Annotated in this window: 21 protein-coding genes and 2 pseudogenes; 16 read left to right on the top strand and 7 right to left on the bottom strand. The window is 34.1% G+C overall.

Annotated elements, in window-relative coordinates; all coding sequences use genetic code 11:
* Positions 1–28: 28 nt before the first annotated feature.
* The 7 genes from Q5W13_RS21705 to Q5W13_RS21675 all read right to left on the bottom strand — a co-directional run bounded on the left by Q5W13_RS21705 (position 29) and on the right by Q5W13_RS21675 (position 7,069).
* The gene (locus Q5W13_RS21705) at positions 29–460 is read right to left on the bottom strand and encodes a GPW/gp25 family protein (RefSeq protein ID WP_304444478.1); all 432 of its coding nucleotides are present in this window, start codon (positions 458–460) and stop codon (positions 29–31) included.
* 60 nt (positions 461–520) lie between these two features.
* Positions 521–2,983, bottom strand: coding sequence for an AAA family ATPase (locus tag Q5W13_RS21700; RefSeq protein WP_304444477.1), 2,463 nt, complete (start codon positions 2,981–2,983; stop codon positions 521–523).
* Positions 2,984–2,990: 7 nt separating this feature from the next.
* Positions 2,991–3,500 (bottom strand): type VI secretion system TssO, encoded by a 510-nt coding sequence (gene tssO / locus Q5W13_RS21695; RefSeq protein WP_304444476.1) that lies wholly within the window; start codon positions 3,498–3,500, stop codon positions 2,991–2,993.
* 9 nt (positions 3,501–3,509) lie between these two features.
* Positions 3,510–4,652: a hypothetical protein gene (locus Q5W13_RS21690; protein ID WP_304444475.1), complete on the bottom strand. Its 1,143-nt coding sequence runs from the start codon at positions 4,650–4,652 to the stop codon at positions 3,510–3,512.
* A gap of 10 nt (positions 4,653–4,662) precedes the next feature.
* On the bottom strand, positions 4,663–5,361 hold the full coding sequence (locus Q5W13_RS21685) for a TssN family type VI secretion system protein (RefSeq protein WP_304444474.1): 699 nt from the start codon (positions 5,359–5,361) through the stop codon (positions 4,663–4,665).
* Between the two features lie 173 nt (positions 5,362–5,534).
* Positions 5,535–6,440, bottom strand: coding sequence for a hypothetical protein (locus tag Q5W13_RS21680; protein ID WP_304444473.1), 906 nt, complete (start codon positions 6,438–6,440; stop codon positions 5,535–5,537).
* Between the two features lie 2 nt (positions 6,441–6,442).
* The gene (locus tag Q5W13_RS21675) at positions 6,443–7,069 is read right to left on the bottom strand and encodes a C40 family peptidase (RefSeq protein ID WP_304444472.1); all 627 of its coding nucleotides are present in this window, start codon (positions 7,067–7,069) and stop codon (positions 6,443–6,445) included.
* A 55-nt stretch (positions 7,070–7,124) separates the two neighbouring features.
* Between Q5W13_RS21675 and Q5W13_RS21670 the strand changes: the two genes are divergently transcribed.
* The 16 genes and pseudogenes from Q5W13_RS21670 to Q5W13_RS21590 all read left to right on the top strand — a co-directional run bounded on the left by Q5W13_RS21670 (position 7,125) and on the right by Q5W13_RS21590 (position 19,742).
* Positions 7,125–7,331, top strand: coding sequence for a hypothetical protein (locus Q5W13_RS21670; protein WP_304444471.1), 207 nt, complete (start codon positions 7,125–7,127; stop codon positions 7,329–7,331).
* A gap of 113 nt (positions 7,332–7,444) precedes the next feature.
* Positions 7,445–8,149, top strand: coding sequence for a PKD domain-containing protein (locus Q5W13_RS21665; RefSeq protein ID WP_304444470.1), 705 nt, complete (start codon positions 7,445–7,447; stop codon positions 8,147–8,149).
* A 454-nt stretch (positions 8,150–8,603) separates the two neighbouring features.
* A complete protein-coding gene (gene tssD / locus Q5W13_RS21660; protein WP_194550342.1) occupies positions 8,604–8,993 on the top strand; it encodes a type VI secretion system tube protein TssD in 390 nt (129 codons plus the stop codon).
* A gap of 312 nt (positions 8,994–9,305) precedes the next feature.
* Positions 9,306–9,758, top strand: a complete 453-nt coding sequence (locus Q5W13_RS21655; protein ID WP_194550341.1) for a hypothetical protein — start codon at positions 9,306–9,308, stop codon at positions 9,756–9,758.
* A gap of 6 nt (positions 9,759–9,764) precedes the next feature.
* A pseudogene (locus tag Q5W13_RS21650) lies at positions 9,765–11,121 on the top strand (DUF5458 family protein).
* A gap of 139 nt (positions 11,122–11,260) precedes the next feature.
* Positions 11,261–11,649: pseudogene (gene tssD / locus Q5W13_RS25435) on the top strand (type VI secretion system tube protein TssD).
* Between the two features lie 4 nt (positions 11,650–11,653).
* A complete protein-coding gene (locus tag Q5W13_RS21635) occupies positions 11,654–12,664 on the top strand; it encodes a hypothetical protein (RefSeq protein ID WP_304444468.1) in 1,011 nt (336 codons plus the stop codon).
* Positions 12,657–13,040, top strand: coding sequence for a hypothetical protein (locus tag Q5W13_RS21630; protein ID WP_304444467.1), 384 nt, complete (start codon positions 12,657–12,659; stop codon positions 13,038–13,040). Before Q5W13_RS21635 ends, Q5W13_RS21630 begins: the two co-directional genes overlap by 8 nt.
* A 9-nt stretch (positions 13,041–13,049) precedes the next feature.
* Positions 13,050–13,997, top strand: a complete 948-nt coding sequence (locus Q5W13_RS21625) for a hypothetical protein (RefSeq protein ID WP_304444466.1) — start codon at positions 13,050–13,052, stop codon at positions 13,995–13,997.
* A gap of 200 nt (positions 13,998–14,197) precedes the next feature.
* Positions 14,198–14,947, top strand: a complete 750-nt coding sequence (locus Q5W13_RS21620; protein ID WP_304444465.1) for a toxin-antitoxin system YwqK family antitoxin — start codon at positions 14,198–14,200, stop codon at positions 14,945–14,947.
* 226 nt (positions 14,948–15,173) lie between these two features.
* Positions 15,174–15,548 (top strand): hypothetical protein, encoded by a 375-nt coding sequence (locus Q5W13_RS21615; RefSeq protein ID WP_304444464.1) that lies wholly within the window; start codon positions 15,174–15,176, stop codon positions 15,546–15,548.
* 96 nt (positions 15,549–15,644) lie between these two features.
* Positions 15,645–15,818 (top strand): hypothetical protein, encoded by a 174-nt coding sequence (locus Q5W13_RS21610; protein WP_304444463.1) that lies wholly within the window; start codon positions 15,645–15,647, stop codon positions 15,816–15,818.
* Positions 15,819–15,978: 160 nt separating this feature from the next.
* Positions 15,979–16,647, top strand: a complete 669-nt coding sequence (locus Q5W13_RS21605) for a hypothetical protein (RefSeq protein ID WP_304444462.1) — start codon at positions 15,979–15,981, stop codon at positions 16,645–16,647.
* A gap of 293 nt (positions 16,648–16,940) precedes the next feature.
* Positions 16,941–17,951, top strand: coding sequence for a hypothetical protein (locus tag Q5W13_RS25780; RefSeq protein ID WP_304444461.1), 1,011 nt, complete (start codon positions 16,941–16,943; stop codon positions 17,949–17,951).
* A gap of 238 nt (positions 17,952–18,189) precedes the next feature.
* Positions 18,190–19,209, top strand: coding sequence for a DUF4138 domain-containing protein (locus tag Q5W13_RS21595; protein WP_304444460.1), 1,020 nt, complete (start codon positions 18,190–18,192; stop codon positions 19,207–19,209).
* Positions 19,206–19,742, top strand: a complete 537-nt coding sequence (locus Q5W13_RS21590) for a conjugal transfer protein TraO (RefSeq protein WP_304444459.1) — start codon at positions 19,206–19,208, stop codon at positions 19,740–19,742. Before Q5W13_RS21595 ends, Q5W13_RS21590 begins: the two co-directional genes overlap by 4 nt.
* The last annotated feature ends 57 nt before the right edge of the window (positions 19,743–19,799 follow it).

Genomic DNA, 19,799 nt, shown 5'->3' with positions numbered 1-19,799 from the left:
TCTTTCTTGATCATCTCCTAGTAAACAATTATTTATAGGATAAGGGCGCTAGATAATAATCTCCGGTAAATACAAAGGGCTCATCGGTTTTTACAATGGTTCCTTTAATAGTAATGTAGAGATATTTCTTTAGGCGCACCTTATTGGTCTTGGATGAGAGGCTTTCCATCAATTCAATATTCAGGTCTATATTGGTCAAGCGTTTTTCGTAAGTTTTAATCTGATTGGATAATGACTTTTTAATTCTTTCCTTTAGTACATTGGTATTTACCAAAAGGTCAAAATCCGTTTCCCAGATTTCGCTACCAAAATTCTCATCAAAAGTATATTCTTCAAAATAAGTGGTTATGATAACACTTATAAACTGAGAAATAGAATCTTGAAGCGATAGTTTTTTAAGTTCTTTTTTCTCAAAAAAACGCTTAAAATCAAATGGTGCTTCGTAGTACGGTTTAGCCATTTTTTTAGATCAATTACAATTGGTATTGCTTGTTAAACTACTAGGTAAAACTTTACAGGCTTACTTTATTACCTTAAAATCAAGTTCGCCTTTCTTTAACGTAACTTTTACCGTTTGTGGTGCCTTAATCTCTCCTGAAATAATCATTTTAGATAATGGGCGTTTCAATTTATTACGTATAACGGCCTTAAGAGGTCGTACACCATAGGTAGGGGAGAACCCATCCAAAGATAAATGGTCTTTGGTTTTTTTATCGATTTCCAGAGTAATTCCCAATCGCTCGGTCAATACCAATAATTCTTTTTTCAAATGGAGATCAAAAATGAACGGCGCATTTTCTTTAGCAATTGGTGCAAAAGGAACAATTTCAGTAATACGACCTAAAAACTCTGGTCTAAAATAGCTAGCCATAATCTCTAACAATTCGTTAGATTTAGGGATTTTACCTCCCTCAATAGATTTACTGATAAAATCAGAACCAATATTAGAAGTAAACAAGATTACGGCATTAGAGAAGTCTCCAACTTTCCCTAAACGATCATTTAACTTCCCTTCATCAAGAATTTGTAAGAACACATCAAAAACAGATTGATGGGCTTTTTCTATTTCATCAAAAAGTACAATAGAATATGGTTTTTGACGTATTTTGTTTACCAAAACCCCTCCCTCTTCATAACCTACATATCCTGGAGGTGCTCCATATAATAAGGCTGCGGAATGTTCTTCTTTAAATTCTGACATATCAAAACGGATAATAGCCGTTTCATCATTGAATAGAAATTCTGCCAATGATTTAGCCAGTTCTGTTTTACCTGTTCCTGTAGGTCCTGAGAAGAAAAAAGAGCCTATGGGCTGTCCAGCTTTTGAAAGTCCGGACCTAGATTCGATAATTGCTTCCGTAACTGTTTGGATGGCATTATCTTGACCTATAACTCTTTTCTTTAGCGTAGCTTCCATTTCTAGCAATCGCTCTCGCTCTTGTGTCTGTACCTTACCGGCAGGAATACCTGTAATGCCAGCTACCATTGCTGCTAAATCTTCTTCAGTTACAGCAGTACGGTCTTCTTTTGAATGGGTTTCTATACCAGCTAGTATCTTTTTTATATAGGCAGATTTTTTTAGATAGGTAGGTAGTCGTAGACTATCTTCCGTATCAAATTTCCCTGTTACAATAGGGCTTAATCTATTTTTTAATTCGATGTAAATCCAATCTATAGCCTGAATCTTGTCTGATTCTTGTTGGTTTTCAGCTTCCGATTCTATTTCAGTAACCTTGGCGCTTAAATCTTCTAAATCTGCAGGTAATGATTGCGTGGAAACATTTGCAGCGGCCATAGTTCTATCTACCAGATCCAAGGCAGAATCAGGCAGGCTTTTTTCTTTTAAATACCGTTTTGACAAACGAATAGACTCTCTTAAGGCCTCATCATTTATGTCTAGCGTATGATGCTCTGTGTAAGTTTGACCAACACTTTTTAAAATGCGAAAAGCCATTTCGGAATCCGGTTCTTCCACAGTTACAGACTCAAACCTTCTGTTAAGTCCATCGTCATTGGCAATATGTTTTCTGTAATTATCAGCAGTGGTTGCACCTATTAAAATAACTTCTCCTTTGTTTAATTCTGATTTAATGACATTTAATATGCCTTGGCTGGCAGATGCGTCTTGCAGCAGCACATGAAAATCATCAACAAACAATATGGGTTTTACTAGATTTTTAGCCTCGTTAAAGATACTTTGTAAGCGGTCTTCAACCTCTCCCTTATAAGATGCACCAGAAAGTAGTACAGCAGTATCTATTTCTAGTAGGCTGGCTTGTTGTAAGGTGTCTACGATTTTTCTGGAATGTATTTCCTTAGCTAAATTATTGATTAAAACGGTTTTGCCTACTCCAGACTCTCCTTGAACCATAACATTAGGTTTGGATTTCCGACTTAGGATTTCGGCTATTTGTTTTAATTCGCGATCACGATTTATGATATGGTCATAATCACCACTGGATGCTTCAATAAGAAGATCGTTGGTGTATTTTTTTAGCACATCCGTATCTGGAGTAAAATCATTTGTGCTTTTAGCAGTTTTTTTATTAGAACCGCCTGTGCTATTGGCTCCACCAGAAAAACTATCTAGCAATTCTGAACTACTTACGGGTAACGATTTTACTTGATCAAAGTTAAAACCAACACCGGGAGTAATAGCTGATATGAATATGCAAACAAGATCAACATCTGGTTTGTTTAATTTACCTTGTACCTCTTCGGCTTCAATAAAAACCATTTTGGCTTCGGAGCTTGCCTTAACCGTCATTGTGCGGCTTGTTCGTTTGGGGTAGGATTCCATATTAACATCTGCCCATTCTTCAATAAAATAAACATCAACTCCTTGGTCATGTAAGATGCGGAGTAAAGAAAGGTCTCTGTTTAAGGAGGCTTTTATTAAATGAGCGGGACCAAAACTTTCATGTTGGTGCTCTTCGGCAAGTTGTGTGGCAATATGTATAGCTTTCTCTAATTCGGTGTTCATGCAATAGTTAGTTTCGGTTCATACGTTTAGCAAGATCTAACGCTGTATTGAGCCTGCTTATTTCTTTTTCATAATCGGTAACTTGTTCCTCAAGATCTTTTATTTCCTGTCTTGCGGTTTCTACCTGTTTTAAATCTCTCTTGGCATCCACAAGTTTGTTGTAGGTCAAGACCAAATTTTCGTACATACTGCGGTCATCCAACGAATCTTTTGGAATATCGCTTCTAAGGTCTATTAAATTTTTGATGATGGACTGTTCTACAAAGAACCAACCTTCTTTTACCGTATCAAGAGAGTCTATTTGTTTGTCAACATCTTCTAGGGTATTGATAAATTTTTTCTGGTAGAGAAATTCATACTGCATTTTCTTATTTTCTTTACGTAACACCGTATTCTCTTTCCAAGGCAGTTTATAACTGTAGAAGAAAGCCGTGAACAGAATACCCACTGTTATGACGAACATTAGTAAAAAAAGTAAGAAAGAAGAAGTTCTTTCCTTTTTGTTAAGTATCTCCATAATATGTTTTTATTCAGCTAAGAAAGAAGGCTTACCTGATTTATCCTGTTTATTCTTGACTATGTTTTCATTTACGAAAATACCCATGTCCCTTCGTTTTCCAATATAATCAACCTGTGTTAAAACGGTAAGCAAGCGATCAATAACACTCATGAAACCAGATGCTAAAATTATATTTTGGTTTACATCATTATGATTGTATTGCATGTTGATTACATCGGTAAATATTTTCTCATAGTCGCCTCCTTTTAATTCGGTCCATTCTCCAAAATAATTAAAAAGTTCTTCCTTGTTCTGCGAAGACGAAATATCTACTGATCCTTTAAACACTCGTGCAAAACTTACGATAATTTCTAAAAGCTCTTTAGGATGCATGTCATATTCTTCCCATTTAATCTTCGTAATCTGCTGGGCGAGGTATGCGTACGCTTTATCAACAGCCAAATGCATGGCATCTGCAACAGGATTATCACTCTGCTTGGCCATTATCTTTTGAACGATTAGAATTGCATTCCGCTCCGTCATCTTCACAAAGTTCTCAGCTTCATTATAAAAGTCTATTAAACTTTCATGAGCACCTAGCGTTAAACTAGGCGGTATATAGTCTGTTGCAATGGAAAGACTTTTACCTTCTTTTTGGATTTTAGCAATAGGTAGTTGGTTACCAGATAATCCTGATTTAGCTAAATCATCACTTGTAATAAAAGTAAAAAATTGACCATTGGTCAAAAACGGATGTCTTGGTGGAATTTCTTTTGGGTCTTGTTCTCCAAAAGGTATGGTATTCTCTGTATCTAGGTTAATAAGCAAAAAACCTTCATCAAGATTACTGTCCGCCAATTCATCAACAACAATTTCTTCTTTGACAGAAGGTGTATTCTCTGTAATTTCTATTCGGTTTCCATTAGGGGTAATTGCCCGTAATTTTTTGATGCTTACTTTTAAGCTCTTATGAATATCTAGATTAATGGCATACTCATTATTACCGTCCAGATAAGAGGCTAGGAATCCATGGCCGTATCTACCTTTGCGAACAACATAGGCATCTTTTATACTGTTTTCGGCAAAATTTTGTAGGCTCTCAAAATGCTCCTTTGAGATTTTCATGCCATCTACCCAATTAATCTTAAAATTTTTGATATCCTCAATCATGATATTTATGTTATATACGTTGGCACACGACTACATCGCCATCGTCTAGGTTATTATCTTCTACAGTAAGTTCTGAATCTACATGTTTGGAAGCTCCGTACCACTTTGGTTTGCTATAAAAATACCAGCCGTGCGGGTCACCTGATGCATCGGTCAGTTCTATTTTTGTAGTTGTTTTCTTAACGTTATAATCGTTTATAAAGAAAAAGAACAACCTTCCAAACTCCATATTTTTGGGTGCTTTAGCTTTAAAGCTCGTCATTTCATCAGATTCGGTTTTTTTATAGAACATAAAGTTAAGTATGATCATGTTCTTGAGTTCGTAATGTTCTGGTGTATCGTATTTTTTCTGAATAGGATAATACCATTTGGTGTACAACTTTACAGGAATTGAAATAGAATATTTATAGAGCACAAAAAAGCTGGTAGGTACTATAAATGCGGCAATAGTTAAAAAATAGTAGGGTAGGTACTGTAAATCTTTATAATGTGCCGCCATCATAATTACAGGGACCATAACTGCAAAGGATGTTATGATTCCAAAAAGCAATTCTTTTAGTCCTTTGTCAGAATCGAATTTCTCAAATAAGTAGCGGTAGAAAAATACATGAAGGCCACCCATTAGCATAGCAAAAGCCAGCATCCAGAAATAACGGAACATTAATGCGGACTGTTTTAAGTTGTATATAATAGCTAGAAATATACCCATAACAGCAATTAATGCCGCTAGATAATAGTAGTATTTTTTCTTTCTTCTTTTAAACCCAGGTTTTTTCGGGCCAGTAAACCAAGCGCCAACAAAATAAAAACCATGACGATCGCAAAAGGAATCAGGGCTTCTATATTTATAAATCTCTTTAGGTAACTTCCAATCATAGGGGTCTAAATTGTAGCGGATACTCCAAGTCTTCCGGAATAAACATCTTCGCTCATCACAAATTCTCTTTCTTTTTCGGCCAGCGTAAATTTAATTTCAAAATCGGCCTCATAGGGTAAGGTATGTTCCAAAAAGAAATTCATTAGTACATTAATTTTTCCGTTTGGCATGTAATCAACTATTTTATTAGGTCGCCTAATTTTGTCAATGATAAAAATGTATTTTGGAAGAAAAGTAATTGGTTTTCCTTCTGTTGCCATATTTATCCCCAATTGCCATGGTTCTTGTTTTGTTTCAGTAGCTATTGTGGCATAATCTTTTTCAATTATCAGCTTTTCTTCAATGATGTTTTCCAATACTAACTTTAACAACGGTAAATCACCAGCTATCTTATACATGAAAGGCATTGTCTTTAAAATCTTTGCGGCTATGTTGGCGGGAATTCTCGAATCTATTTGCCATAGATTCAATAAAAAGTCAACTAATTCTGGACTGCCCAAGGACTTAAAGGTAAGGTCTTCCGCTGATTCTATAGCAACACGCTGAAGAAAAAATTCCGTTTCCAAAGGCTTAAAAAACTTCCGGGCATTTTCTTCTTCAATCTTTCTTCCATTATAATCCGTAACCATGGTTTCTACAAACGGAGTAGCGGAGTATGTGCGATGAAAAAACCTTTCGGGAAAAATATTATAAAAACTTCTACGGCTTAGAGAAACCTCCATCGTATTATTCTTATCTAAACTCTCTTGTACAGAGGTAATATCTGTGCTAAAGCGTCTTTTAAAAAAATCTATTAGAACAATATCCAGTTCGGTCTCTTCATTTAAATAAGAAATAAAGGTCTCAGCCTTCAAGTCAAAATTAAGATCAAACAGTTCTTGCTGTATTTGTTCTGGAGAAAAGGTTTTCATTTTTAAAGGTTTTTGAGTAAGCGTGCACCCGAGACAAATCTATCTTGCCAATATTTTGAGTTCAAGTCTACGATTTGAACTCCACGGGGAGAATTCGAACCAGTAAACTTACCGTTTTGAAGATAGATGCCTACGTGGGAAACCACTTTGTCTTCATCTTGTAACCTAAAGAAAAGTAAATCACCTTGTTGTAGAAATTTTTGACCTGTAAAATGAGCTTTAATATCAAAATTAAATTGTTCAATAGAAGTTCTTGGAAGTTCAAAACCATAAACTTTTTGGTAAATGTCTTGTACATAGGCGGAGCAATCTACTCCGTTTTTAGTAGTGCCTCCCCATTGGTATGGTGTGTCCATCCAATCATCTATATTTGCATATAATTTTTCATTTTTGATGTCCTTGTACGGGATACCCAATAATTCAGAAAAATTTAGTCTTTGTTCTTTAGTTAGGTACGAAGGCTTAATAACGATTTTTTCTTGTTTATCTTGCTTTACTTTCTCGGCGGCAAGACGTTTAGATTTTTCCATTTCTTGTCTGTAATACTCGCCTTGCCCCGCTACCGAGGTTTTATTGGCGCAACCAACAAGGAATGCAATAATTAGAAAAAAAGACAGTTTTAATTTCATATAAAAAATCGTACATTTAATTGAAAGGAAGAATGGATAAAATTAGAGATTAATTATGAATAATAAAAGTATTAAAACTCACTTTGACATTAACGTGTTTATCACTTTTTTAGTATTGTTCCTTGCTGGATTAGCCCTTTTTTCGTTTCGTTTGAATAGCGAGGTCGATTGTAGTAATGTGGATTTTGAGATTATTTCCAATTCCTACACTACAGAAGATTTAATAGAATTTAAAAGTACGGATACCTCAGGATTTAATTGAATTTACCTGGAATTTTGGGGATAATGAATCTGAGGCGTATCGTTCTGATGTCGTTCATCAATTTAAAAAAGCCTGGTAAATATTTGGTGTCTTTACAAATGAACGGCGAGTGTATGGCTTCTCGTGAAATTGTAATTTCAAAAGATAAGATAGTACGTGATGCAAAGCTTATTCCCAATATTGTTTTACCAAAAAAGGTTAGGGTAGGTGATGAAGTTGAATTTTTTAACGACTCCAAATTTGCTACTTCATGGCAGTGGAGTTTTGGCGAAACCGCAGCGGTAGACGGGAACGACAGAAGAGAAAAATATACGTACAGATCACCGGGTGAAAAAACAATTTTGCTTGTGGTGAATGGCGACCGTAGACATGAGGCAAAACGTATTTTAACGGTGTACCCTTCTAAAAAGAAAGAACGAATTGGCAGAAGTAGAAATGCAAGTGCGCCTATAGAAAATGTCTTGGCAACAATTCCAGAAGCACCAACAGAGGAAAAACCTGAAGTTAAAAATGAAGACAAAGTAGATGAGCCTCCTTATATTGAAATTTCTAGTGAAGATATACAGGATATGTTGTTAAGGTACTCGGTAAGAAATCTTGATGATGTTAGTATTCGTAATTATTTTTGTGTAACAAACATTCCTGTTTTCAATAAGAGCGGAGACCGTTTTACGGTAAGCCAATTCTTTAAGGCAGTACGTGATGTTAAGATAGAGATTAACAGTCTTAAGTTGTATAGAGACAAGAAAACAGGTTGCATTAAAAGCATGACTGTTGATATGCGTACCAAAAAAGGATTGTTCTGGAAGAATTTTTAAAGAATAATTAGTTAAATAGTATAATTATGATGTCTATTTATTGTAAAAAAAAAGTTAGATAATATCTCTTGTACACAATCTATTCGTGAAATTTTTTAACCTGCTTGTTTCCATTTTTTTTGGAATAGCATAAAACCTTATTAAATGATATAGGCAGCTCTTATTATAAGCTATTTTCTAATTATGATTTTCCTCTCTGAAGTAGGACTTAACTTAATAAAATGAGATTTTGCCTATGGTCTTACTGTTAATATTATCCGCTTCACTTTCGCGTTGTATTTAGTGCTTGTAAAATAATCATTTTCCTACATCAAATTATTTAAAGATTGAATACATAAGATTGCATTTTATCGAAAAACTTTTGGAGAGTGTCAGATATTTAATAGTTTAGCGATGTCTTATTGACGTTTATATATATTTAATCAGGTATTAATTACCACAAAAATCATTTTTTATGTCTTTTAAAGCTAAATTAAATTTAGGAGGAAAAGAGTACAACATCTTAAATTGTAACTACGATCTTTTTCAAGAAACAGATCCAACAGGTCGCCCATCTTCTGTAACAAGAGGCGGTAAGATTACTCTTACTGTAGAATCTAATGACGACACTACTGGTGTTGAATTGATGATGGATAACTTCGGTAAGAAGGATGGCTCTATTACGTATACCAAAAGGGATACAGATGCTACCTTAAAGGAAATCAAGTTTACTGAAGCCTACATGGTAAAGTACAGAGAGAATTTTGATGCTACAGGAACTAATCCATTAACTGAGACTTTCACATTATCTGCGAAAGAATTGAGTATTGGTGGTGGTCAGCACCAGAACGAATGGGTAATGTAATCCATTTCACAACAAATATTATTAAAAGGAGGCCCGTAAATGCCTCCTTTTTTTTGCTTTTCTAACGAACGCACTAGGCTTTTATCGCTGTTGGTCATACTTTTTTAGTAATCTTTTAGGTTATTAGATAGTATAAAGACGTTCATATAGTAACACCTAATGTTATTAGGTGTACTAAGATACTACGTGCTTTTTTTTAAATGTATATGATATTTAAATCCAAGTAAAGAAAAACTTACGCAAGCTCATTCAGACACTTTGTTTGCACATAACATTTTTTTGAGTAAATTTAAAAATTAAAACAATATAAATATGGCTATTGATAACGTAGGTATTGGTGGTAACGAAGTGAAAGGCGATGCTAGCGAAGCCTTAAACCAAATTCCACAGAACAGGGCTTTAATTGCTGGCAAGCTTACCCCAAATGCGCCCGTTAAACCAGAAGTGGTGGAAGGTCTTAGAACTGTTGAAGACGTTTTTGAACATTACGAACCCGAACTTAAAATTCCGTTTGAAGATAAGGATGGCGGAACTGTAAACGAAACCCTGAAATTCAGAAATCTGGGTGATTTTGGTAAAAAAGGCATTATCAATAATAGTGTTTTTTTAAAGGAGCTTGAAATTGAGAGCGATCAATATAAAAAAATGATCAAGCAATTAAAGACCAATAAGATTTTGAAAGCTGCTTTGGAAGATCCAGAAGCAAAAAAGTCTTTGGTAGATACCATTGATGCTTTGATCGACGAAATTAAAAACACTAAATAAATTTACATGGCTGATACACAGAATAACCAAAAAGCCGCACAGCTAAGTGAAAAACCTTACGCGGAACAGATAAAAGAAAAATCGGACGGACTTGTTAAATACGGTGGGTACGATCTTTTGGAATCTGCCATAGACGATGTACAGAACTTAAATCCCGATCGTAAGGCGAGAAGGAAAATGTTCCTTACAGAGAACAGTAAAAAACAAGAGCGCGATGATCTTTTAAAAAAATTGCAGCTTTGGTCTGAAACCCTAAAATCAGGCGATGATATTATAGAATTGGTACAAGCGGCAGATGACAAGGCAGAATTGTCACAAAAGGTACTTACAAAAAATTTAAAATCAGCTCTTGCGGAAACTCGGGAACTTGAAACTTCGTACCGTTCTGTTGCCTTATTCTACAAAAATACCGATTTACCTTCTTTAAAAAATGTTTCCATTATTAATGCGGAACTAGATCAACTTACGGATTTAGATAATACCCGTTTCTTTGATCATATTCGTGAAGAATTGGTTGATAAATATGACCGTTTAGACCTGCGCGAAAACTATTCGCTAATGGTACTTATGGATATTTGGGTTCTAAATCTGTTGTAGACAAATGGGCAAAAGTAGCACATGAGAATAAAGTGACTTTAGTTACTGATTTTGCGCATTTAGATGAGCCGGACGATGTAATGGAAATGTTTGAAAGTGCCAATCTTGCTAGTGGAGATATGTATTTATCTAACACCATTATGACTTGTAACTGGTTAGTAGGCCGTGGCAAACATGCAGAAGTTGGTGAAGAAGAAGATATTCACGTACCACCATCTGGTGCGCTTGCTGGTAAAATTTATAAAACCTTAATGTCTCAGGTAACTGCCGGTAAAAAACACGGTGGTCTTAGTGAGGTAGATGGTGTTAAGTTTGATTTAAGAAAAAGTGAGATTGCCAATCTAGAGAATCTTGGGCTTGTACCAATGGTAAACGAGTATGGTAAGGTTATGGCCTTTTCTGCCAAAACACTTTTTAATGGTGATAACTTAGGTCTTCAGACGTATTCTGTAGTAAGAGTGTTTGATTATGTGGCCAAAGTATTAATGGACTTTTTAAACCGTAGGGCTTTTGAGAATTTTAGTACCAAGACCCGTAACGAGATACAATCGCAGATTGTACGGTTTTTAGATGAAATTACAGGACGGATAAACTGATTGAGAATTTCCAAATCCGTAGGTTTGAGCAAGACCCGAACCAAAAAGACCGTATTTATTTAGATGTACACTTAAAGCCTTATTTCCCTGCCAAAAACTTTATGATCAAAATGGACGGTCAGAAAGGTGATGATGGTGCTGAGTGGGATACGGAGTACGAACAACAGTAAAACTTTAATTAGGGAAGGTATTACTTCCCTAATTGTTTTTATAGATAATAATAAACAAAAACTTGGGTTTTAGTTAGGTTGGTTTTGCTTAAAGTCAACCAACAAACAGTAACCCACTACTTTTAAAACCCGAATAATTATGTCATTTTTAGCAAAACTCACTGTCGATGGACAGATATATAATGTACTTCATTGTACTTATAATTTTGAACAACCTATGGACGGTACGGGTAAACCCGCTGGGAAACCTTTGGGCGGACAGATTGCGGTAACCATAGAGTCACAGGGTAAGTACGATCTTTTCCATTGGATGAAAGAGCGGAACAGACAAAAGATGGCGCTATTGTTTTCTTTAAACGGGACGCCATGTCAATACTGCAGGAAGTTAAATTCTCTAAAGCGTATTGTGTTAGTCTTGAGGAAGAGTTTGATGCAAATGACGAGATGCCTATGCAAAAACGAATAGTTATCTCAGCAAAAACGATTACGGTTGGTGATATGGTTTTTGAAAACAGTTGGGGAGAATAAGCCTATGGATGCTCTAACCCAAAAATCACGTCAGCAAAGGTTAAAGCGAGAACTTAACAAATCGCTGGGGAACATACGTCTTTCTAAGAATAAAAAACTGACTCTTGCTGATAAAAGCAAAATTAAAAATGTTGCAGTAAAAAGCCTTCAACGTTATTTGACAGCGGAGTTAAAGAGGACTAATACTAAGACATATGATTGGTATTTTACAAAAATGGAAAATGACCGAATTAAAGTAGGAACACCTCTTAGGAATAACCTTGGTCATAATAGATATTTTATCATTGATTATGTTGAAGTCCCTATAAATACTGAATATTCTTATGCTTCTTATTGTACTCATGAAAGGGTTAGGGAATTTAGTATTTCAAGTAAGGAAATTAGAGATATTATATCGGGTTCGGCAAAGTTGTTCGCACAAATGATTAAGGTTACGGTAAGCGAGAAGGAAGATGCCAAAATATATGCCGCCTACGATAAAGTTGATGAAAAAACGCTTATTACTGCTGTTGTCGGTTTTCCTGTAGTTGTTATTGGGGCGGTAGAGGCTTTGCCTTTTTTGATTGCTGCAGGGCAATCCTCAGCTCCAGCTTTGGGAAAAGCTTTCGCTGTTAATTCGGGAAAATTTGCAGCAATAAATGGTGGGATGGAATTTAGTGGACAATATTTTTCAAATGCTTTAGTTCAGAATGATTGGAGTTTGAATAAAATAGACTGGATTGATGTAGGAAGTAATGCTGCTTTTAGTAAAGGAGGTGACATTATACTTGGTTCTGCGATGGATTTTAGTTTTCAAGATGGTTTTAAGTATCATACAGATGAAAAATTAGCAGAAAATTTACTTCTTGGTTACGGAACTGGTAAATTAAATTCTAAAGTAAATTCGGGTTTTGATAAGATAGTCGGTCAATACTCACCAACATTATCAAGCTTTCTTTCAAACAGTGTTCAACTTAACATAAATGTGATGATTAATTCAGCAAAACATTTATCTGAAAAGAAAGATAATGAATAAGCAAAAAGTAGTGGTTGTCATAACTGTTTGTTTGGGTTTACTTATTCTTATGTTATGTTATAAATATAAGACTAAAAGTATTTCAAAAAATGGAATAAGAACTATTGGGAGGGTTACTGGGTTTGATGGTGGTCATAAAACTTCGGGTCCATCTATTATGTATACATATAACGTTAATAATAAAAAGTATAAAGGTGGTAAATACATTGAAGATGTATCAATCCATAAGTCTTCGTTCTATGTAGTGCAATATTCTTCAGAAAAACCAAGTTGGAGCGAAATTTTATTAAATCAACCGGTTACTGATACCATTAAAATTAAAAAAGCGGGATTTTCTTTACCTAAAAAGAAAAAGAACAGGTTTCAAGAATTTTAGGTTTGCAGCATGAATTACAAGTATATTATTTTTTCGCACTTTATTTCATTGTTTCTTTTTACATCGCTCTGTTCATCTCAAAAAACTATTATCAGCGATAAAACAAATGAGGGTTTAACGTTAATTCCCGGTACGAGAATATACCTTGAACTCCCTTCGGGATTTCAACTATCAAAAGATTTTATTGGTCTTGAAAACGGTGATAATGAGATTATCCGCTTTTATGATATGTATGGTACCGATTATTATGCGGATTCTAACAAGTATTCCAAAAAGGCATATGAGAAAATAGGAGCAATTGTATATGACTTTGAAGAAACGATAATTGATGATTACTATGGAAAAGTGGTCGTTACCAATAGTGACTATGCAAACCGAGTGGTTACCTTAGTTTTTGGCGATGCTTTTTTTTCTGTATTAGCGGTTGCTGTTACGAACAATACTAATAACACTGAAGTTAGTCATATAATAAATTCATTTAAAAGCATAAAATATGACAAAGACCGAGAAATAGGCTCGATGGAAGCTGCATTTTTTTCTATTAATATAGAAAAGAGTGGCTTCAAACTATTTTTTCGTTCAAATGAAATATTTCACTTTACGGAAAAGGGAGAGGAGCCTACCGATGTAAATGTTTCTTCATATGTTATAAACCAAATGCTCGTTGATCCTGCTAATCCCAATTTAAATTTTATAGTTGACAACGTCATAAACTCTAGTATTGAGAAAGGGTTTAAAGTTGCTGGTAGAAAACAAACATCAAAAGATAACATAAATGGTTACCATTGTTTTCAAGAATTGGTTTATGGCGAATCTGAAGGTGTGGAAACCCAGATAGTATTTACTGTTATCCAAGATGGTAGAAGAGCCTTGGCTATAATGGGGAGTGCGAAAGAAAACTTTCAGGAGAATATTGAAAAATTCAATCAATTGACTTCTACGATAAAATTTAAGTAGATTGTTTCTTCCTTTAGAGCTCGTTTGCAACAAGTGCCGTACAAAGTAAGAACAGGGTTAAACTAAAATGAAAGATATCTGATTTTTTTTGTTTTTAGATAATAAGAAGAGAATGGTAACGCAAGTATCATAAGTGGCACTCGTAAAAGATGAGTACTAGCGGGGGGGGGAATGAATTATTGGTTAAAGCAAGATTAGTAATGTTTCGTATAGCATTTTTATTGTTAACCTTATTGGTTACGGTTTCGTGTAAAAATGAAATGCGTAAAGAGTTCTATCCAAATGGTAATTTAAAAAAACTGATTTCTTTTAAAAAAGGTCAGCCTGTAGATTCTGCGATGCAGTATTTTGATTCAGGGCAGTTAGAATTTAAAGAAATTAGAAATGCGGATACCATATTTACGTTTCATTATTTAAAGACAGGTGAACTTTCAGCGCAGATAAAATTTTTAAATACACCAAAACCGATTGAAATTGGTTGGTCGGTTTTTTATAATAAAGATGGTAGTGTTGCTGATAGCATAGAACATATTAACTTAAAAACTAATTCCTATTTAAACCAGCGAATTAAATATAATAAGAAAAACCATTTGATAATTGATAGCAGTAATTTTTTTAAATTTTCTCTTAAAAGTATTCAAAATTCCGATTTATTCGATTTAAAAATCAATTATGTCCCAATGGACAAAAAGTCCGATGTTTTTATGGTAATAGGGAAAGATATTAAAGAAGATTTTAGTAACATAGATAATGTAGAATTGGATACTATATTTATGCAAAATAACAAAATAACATCTAAGGCATTTGAGAAGGCAAGCAAAGTCTTTAAAGGATTTTTCTATGAATATAGATCAAAAGAATTCGAAGCAAATATTAAGGATAGTACAAAGTTTAGAATTTATGAAAAGAGGACTTTTTTTAATGAATTAGTCGTTGCCAAGAATCCGTAGGAGTAAAAACATAATTTTTAACTGTTAGGATTTGTTTTTTCCTCTGATAGCGATGGTTTGCAACGAGTGCCTTACAGAGTAAGAACAGCAATAAACTAAAAAGAAAGCTATCTGAAATCTTCAGCATTATTAGATAATAATATGAAAATGCAAGTAACATAGATAGCATTCGTTACAAACGAGTGCTAGCGTAGCAATTGTAATTGAAGTAAAAAAAAATAGAAAAATGATGGATTGGTTAAATTTCCAAAAACCGGTGAAATTACTACTGGTATTAGCCATCTGTTTTTTTTCATTCAAATATTTACAGTCAATTTATCATTTTCAGTATTACGCAAGATATACCATTGGTAAGTTTACTCATCTTGAGTACCAAAATGCTTCAACATATGTTATGTATGAATTTTATGTGGATAACACAAAAAAAGAAGGAGCAACTTATGCTAGAGAAAAAATAGACAAGTTCTTAGTAAATAAGTATTTCAAAGTAAAATATTCAAGTAAAAACCCTGAAATAAATGAGATACTATTAGACGAAATGGTTACCGATGCCGCTGCCGTTGAAGCGGCGGGCTTCAAGCTAAAAAGTAAAACAGAATAGTGCATTTTCTTTTTGTATTTATGATTATACTACATTCAGTTTTAGCTTAAAAAAAATAATTTAGTATTTGGTAGGTTCTAAATTAAAGTATCCCGTATGAAAAATAATTTGATTACTATAGCATCCTATGCACCGGTCATTATTTATATAGTCTATTCTTCTTTAACAAGAGAACCTAACAGTGGTATAAATTGGATTGAAGTTGTAACAGCCGCACTTTTGGGTGGTGTTGGTAATGCTATCGGGAACAGAATGAAGAAAAAAAATTAATAAATAAAACGTCGGCGTTTTTTTAAATGGAAATAGTGCATCTCACGATTCAATGTTCGGACTAAGCAACTATTAGCTGATATGACAAATATAACGAGTAGTGAAAAATGAGGAGCCAAAAGTGTTGGTAACATTTTATAATGTGGATAAAAAAGCAATTATGAGGTTTATATTAATGATCGCCCTTTTGATTTCTGCTATTTCTTGTAAAGAAAAAGCTTTTTCGCAAGAGATGTCTACAGAATTTTGTAAAGGCATTAAGCAGCTGGATTTATCAAATAGTTCCGCCGAAAATATTATGAAGGATATGGGGCAACTTAGTTTAGATTTACGAAACAACAATCCGGATAAAGTTAAGTCTATAAGAAATAAGATTGCTCAACAAATAGGGACCGACAATGAATTGGAGGTAGCATATGCTTTTGCAGTAAAATTTACCGGTGATCTAATGGAAAACTGTCCTGAATATCTAACGGCAGTTAGAAAAATTTTACCTCAAAAAACAGATTCCAATGCAACTGTGGGCTATGTTTCAGGTAAGGTCGAATCCTTTTTAAAGGAGTGGCAAAATGAGCCTTTGGACAAGAAGTATGAAATGGCTACGGATTCGGTAATTACATATTTAGGTTTCTGTGCTAATTACAGAGAGAATTACCCAAATTTGAACTATGGGGATTTATCTCCTCAAAATGATGTACATTTATATCTTTTACACAATTCAGATGATTATCTAAAAGCTTTCCTTATTAATACTCAATTAAAAGGCATGGGGTACGATGCCGTAGAATTTCCAAGAATGCCGGAAATTACCTTTCGTATAATGGAGTGAGAATCGCTAGCTCTCGTTTGCAACGAGTGCCGTACAAAGCAAGAACAGGCATACACTAAAAAAAAGCTATCTAAAGTCTTTTAATTTTGCTCATGGAAATTTGTGTTAAGTACCGTCAATATAGTATATGGTTAAAATTAAATCAGGAGTACCAAACTTTTTTCTGGTCTTAGCTTTTGTTTTTTGCACAAGCTTTTTTTTTGGAATTTTACTTTCCTCAGGATCATCAAGCGGTGGAGGTACAAATGGAGTAATTATTCTATTTATGATAATTGCCTTTTTTTTCAGGTATTATGGCATTTTGGTTATTTAAAAGTTTTAAGAGAGTAAAAATTAAAAATAATTCAATTAGCGTTTCTTCATTTTTCTCAGAGAAAAAAATATGTAAGTTTAGTGATTTAGAACATGTAGGCTGGCATTCTGAGTATTTTCATTATTCTCAGAGTTTTCATATTGTAGCAACACTTTATGACAAGAATGGCGGTTCTATCCAATTAAATGATTTGGAGTTGGAAAATTTTGATGCACTAATAAAGTGTATTCCGCATGAAGGCTCACAATCTAAAAAACGGGTATATAAAAAGATTGCTAATGATGAATATATTACTTCTATTATTGGGCTCGTAATTAGTGTTTTATCCTTTGTGTTAATTTTTTTACGTGGTGATGGTCTAAATTTCTTTTCTGGTTTTTTTATATCCAATAACACCTTTGAGGACTTTTTCTTCAAAACACTTTTTCCGATAGTTCATGTATTTATAATTTTTGCGTTTTTAAAAAGGTTTCTTAGATATAAGAATATACTCAAGAAAAAAGAACCGCATAAAAAACCGAAGAAGACAGTTAATATAAGCTTGAAAGAAAAGATAGAAAGTGAATTTGAATATCTAGATGATTCCAAAATGGGATATTATAGTGGCTCATGGCAAATAAACGGACAAGTAGAACTGGCCGAAGTTTATTTTTATGCTCCTAGAGAAGAAATACTTCAGTCACAAATAGATAATTTTAATAAACTCTTGAATAATTATGAAAAGCTTCAAGCGGAGCTCAGCAATGCATTGGATAAACGATTAAAATTAGAAAACCATAAGTATTTGGAAGATTTACTAAATCAGCCTCTTCATTTTTCAATTATTTCTGTACTATTTGACAAGAAAAATCATGAAAACCTTCCAGCGAATCACGATATTGAATTAATTGCTTACAAATCTTATAAATCATTTGGCCTTAAAAGAGGAGAAGATGTTGTAGCAACGCTCATTGATGGAAAGATAAAAGAATTGGATGACGAGACCCTCTAATTGTGAAAGTTACAAATACGTGTATATCAAATGGTAATTGCCCAAAAAAAGTATGCCATTACCCTCTATTCCAAACTTGTTATTGTTCTTTAATAGTATTAAAATGCATAAAAACCCTAATTGCTTCTGTTAATCGATTATTTGGTTATTTGTCTTGTTAATTAGTATTTTTGTACTTTTCGTTTTTCATTTTCATATTAGACACTAAAGCCGTCGTTGGAAGAAATTAGACCTACTTATGAAGTCGTTCCCTACATTACTTATTTTTTTTCTAGGTAGCTTGTTGTTTTCGAGTCATAATCTTTGGTCGCAGACCCCGATTGATTTAAAGACCAATGATTTTGTAACTACTACTATTTTTTTTCCATCTAATATTAAAAAAGTAGTCGCGCCTGCGGCAAATTTTAAATTTACCTACGAAATCGGTTCTAATATAGGGCTGCTTAAAGGTCGAAAAGGTAGGCCAAGTAATCTTTTGGTCATCACAGAACAGGGTTATATCTATTCGTTTGCATTAAGTTTTGCCGAAGAAGTACCAGAATTCAGTTTTATTTTAACAACAGATCAAGCAATCAGTAGAACCATTCCTAGTGATGTTAATGGCTCTGAAGGGACTAAGATTGTTGAACAACCTTCTAATGATAACGGTCAGAAAACCGGGACAGTCAATGAAGAACCTAATGAAAATGTTGCAGTTTACGATAAGGTTGATGATAAAGTAAGTCAAGTACAAACTACAGCTATTTCGGTAAGACAAAAAGACAGTATTTCTCAAGAATCCATAGTTGAGAGTAATACTAATATCGGGGAGGGGGAAGAGGATTTATATGACGTAGACCGTGAAGAGTACTATCGTATTTTTTGTGAAAATAATTACCTGCAGAAAACTGTTTTTAAAAGAAGTTTTAGACAGAATAAAAAAATTGCCGTACGCCTTAATAACATTCTGGTAGATCGAAACGAAAAATATTTTGTTGTGCAAATCGAGAATAACTCCAAAAAAGCATATGATATAGCCGGTCTCAGTTTCTTTAAAAAATCAGCCGTTGGTCAATTGGAGAAAATTATGAATCCGCTGTACACTTTTAATCTTCAAGAAAATATTGATCCTGAAGGTATCAATGAAGTTGTATATGTGTTTAAAAATTTTAATATTAGCGCCAGAGAAAAAATCTCTGTAGTTTTGGCTGAGACAAATAGCGATAACTTGGTAATACTTCCTCTGGATTATTTATTAATTAATTCTCCCTCTAATTGAAACATATTACTGTTTTATTATCGTTACTATGTTTTCCAATAGTAGTTTTATCTCAAACCTATTCCAATACGTTTTCAGTATCGGGCGGTTTATTTGGTGATGGTTATGGAGGAGAGATAACTTACAATACCAATCTAAGTGAAACTACCCGAACCCAAATAGCTTTGAATGGCACCTCTACCAATTACAAAAGTGGAGCTGTTCGTGTTCCATACACAAGTGTAACAGCTAGCTACTCCTATTTTTTAACCGTTCTGAGCAGGAACAGAAAAATGCAATCACTTTCATTGGGTGGAGGCGCCTTGGCGGGATATGAATCGGTAAACAATGGCGATGTTCAGCTGAGTAATATAGTATCCGTTGATGGGGAGAGCAAATTTATTTTCGGAGCGGTACTTACGGCCGATCTAGACATTATCCTTACCGAACACCTTTCCTTGTTGATAAAGACTTCTGAGTTCTATCATGTGAACAGTGATTTTGGAAACCTCACCAATTATAGCGGGCTTGGAATCAGATATTATTTTAACTGATTCTAAATCAATCTGTTTTAAAACCTCCCAGTATTTCACTGGAACCTTGCCCGATAA

Source organism: Zobellia laminariae, assembly GCF_030553095.1.
GTDB lineage: Bacteria > Bacteroidota > Bacteroidia > Flavobacteriales > Flavobacteriaceae > Zobellia > Zobellia laminariae.
The sequence above is the reverse complement of the archived record's forward strand: the minus strand, read 5'-3'. Positions and strand labels throughout refer to the sequence as shown.

What these genes read in the sequence shown, in the direction of transcription:
- Q5W13_RS21655 (WP_194550341.1), top strand. Translation starts at nt 9,306, where the DNA reads ATGGCTATTGATAACGTAGGTATTGGTGGTAACGAAGTGAAAGGCGAT.
- Q5W13_RS21625 (WP_304444466.1), top strand. Translation starts at nt 13,050, where the DNA reads ATGAATTACAAGTATATTATTTTTTCGCACTTTATTTCATTGTTTCTT.
- Q5W13_RS21705 (WP_304444478.1), bottom strand. Translation starts at nt 460, where the DNA reads ATGGCTAAACCGTACTACGAAGCACCATTTGATTTTAAGCGTTTTTTT.
- Q5W13_RS21675 (WP_304444472.1), bottom strand. Translation starts at nt 7,069, where the DNA reads ATGAAATTAAAACTGTCTTTTTTTCTAATTATTGCATTCCTTGTTGGT.
- tssD (WP_194550342.1), top strand. Translation starts at nt 8,604, where the DNA reads ATGTCTTTTAAAGCTAAATTAAATTTAGGAGGAAAAGAGTACAACATC.
- Q5W13_RS21690 (WP_304444475.1), bottom strand. Translation starts at nt 4,652, where the DNA reads ATGATTGAGGATATCAAAAATTTTAAGATTAATTGGGTAGATGGCATG.
- Q5W13_RS21595 (WP_304444460.1), top strand. Translation starts at nt 18,190, where the DNA reads ATGAAGTCGTTCCCTACATTACTTATTTTTTTTCTAGGTAGCTTGTTG.
- Q5W13_RS21620 (WP_304444465.1), top strand. Translation starts at nt 14,198, where the DNA reads ATGTTTCGTATAGCATTTTTATTGTTAACCTTATTGGTTACGGTTTCG.
- Q5W13_RS21700 (WP_304444477.1), bottom strand. Translation starts at nt 2,983, where the DNA reads ATGAACACCGAATTAGAGAAAGCTATACATATTGCCACACAACTTGCC.
- Q5W13_RS25780 (WP_304444461.1), top strand. Translation starts at nt 16,941, where the DNA reads ATGGCATTTTGGTTATTTAAAAGTTTTAAGAGAGTAAAAATTAAAAAT.
- Q5W13_RS21630 (WP_304444467.1), top strand. Translation starts at nt 12,657, where the DNA reads ATGAATAAGCAAAAAGTAGTGGTTGTCATAACTGTTTGTTTGGGTTTA.
- Q5W13_RS21615 (WP_304444464.1), top strand. Translation starts at nt 15,174, where the DNA reads ATGATGGATTGGTTAAATTTCCAAAAACCGGTGAAATTACTACTGGTA.
- Q5W13_RS21665 (WP_304444470.1), top strand. Translation starts at nt 7,445, where the DNA reads ATGGCTTCTCGTGAAATTGTAATTTCAAAAGATAAGATAGTACGTGAT.
- tssO (WP_304444476.1), bottom strand. Translation starts at nt 3,500, where the DNA reads ATGGAGATACTTAACAAAAAGGAAAGAACTTCTTCTTTCTTACTTTTT.
- Q5W13_RS21680 (WP_304444473.1), bottom strand. Translation starts at nt 6,440, where the DNA reads ATGAAAACCTTTTCTCCAGAACAAATACAGCAAGAACTGTTTGATCTT.
- Q5W13_RS21605 (WP_304444462.1), top strand. Translation starts at nt 15,979, where the DNA reads ATGAGGTTTATATTAATGATCGCCCTTTTGATTTCTGCTATTTCTTGT.
- Q5W13_RS21670 (WP_304444471.1), top strand. Translation starts at nt 7,125, where the DNA reads ATGAATAATAAAAGTATTAAAACTCACTTTGACATTAACGTGTTTATC.
- Q5W13_RS21635 (WP_304444468.1), top strand. Translation starts at nt 11,654, where the DNA reads ATGGATGCTCTAACCCAAAAATCACGTCAGCAAAGGTTAAAGCGAGAA.
- Q5W13_RS21685 (WP_304444474.1), bottom strand. Translation starts at nt 5,361, where the DNA reads ATGGGTATATTTCTAGCTATTATATACAACTTAAAACAGTCCGCATTA.
- Q5W13_RS21610 (WP_304444463.1), top strand. Translation starts at nt 15,645, where the DNA reads ATGAAAAATAATTTGATTACTATAGCATCCTATGCACCGGTCATTATT.